Origin of the sequence: Rhodoferax sp. UBA5149 (assembly GCF_002413825.1) — a bacterium.
In the GTDB taxonomy this organism is placed as follows: Bacteria; Pseudomonadota; Gammaproteobacteria; order Burkholderiales; family Burkholderiaceae_C; genus Rhodoferax.
Genome location: NZ_DHXT01000112.1, coordinates 1,673 through 2,351 on the forward strand (window position 1 = coordinate 1,673; position 679 = coordinate 2,351).

Here is a 679-nt window from a genome sequence, read left to right on the forward strand (position 1 = left end):
TATTTGTCGGCCGCCTCGAAGCACAGCACGTCCTCAATTGGCACCATGCGGATGGTCGCGCCCTGGGCGCTGCCGACGCTGGCTTGAATCACCTTGAGCGGGGCGCTGGCCGCTGCGCCTGGCTGGCCGCCCGTCTGGCCCGGCACCGTCAGCAGCAGCTGGCGCAGCTGGGCCAGGGTGCTGTCCAGCTGGCTAGCGGTGGCGCTCTGGTCTCCCGTCGTGTTTGCTATTGATTCAGTAGCTGCTTGCGCACGCTGGACGAGGGCTAGCTGCACTTTTGACACTGTTTTTTGCAGCCGTGCCGGCTGGATCGGCTTGAGCAGATAGTCCATCGCCTGCGTCTCGAAGGCTTGCACCGCGTACTGGTCATAGGCGGTCACGAACACCAGCGCGGGAAAGGGCGTGCCGCCTTTTCCATCGGCGTCCCCATCGGTGTTCCATTCCTCCGCCAGCTCGGCCGCGGCGTCCAGCCCGCTCATGCCCGGCATGCGGATGTCGAAGAACAGCACGTCGGGTTTGAGCTGCAGGGCTTGCGTCACGGCGGACGCGCCGTCACCCACCACGGCCAGTACCCGCAGCGCGGGCCAGGCCAGTGCCAGTTCGGCTTTGAGCGCGGCGGCCAGCAGCGGCTCGTCCTCGGCGATCAGGGCGGTGGGGCTGGTGTGCTTAGTCATGCGGG

General features: G+C 66.9%; 1 protein-coding gene. It reads right to left on the bottom strand.

Features of this window, described 5'->3' with window-relative positions; translation table 11 throughout:
* Positions 1–674: LytR/AlgR family response regulator transcription factor (locus B3V69_RS10160; RefSeq protein WP_296446200.1), on the bottom strand; the 674-nt coding region annotated here is incomplete at its 3' end.
* Positions 675–679: the final 5 nt, after the last annotated feature.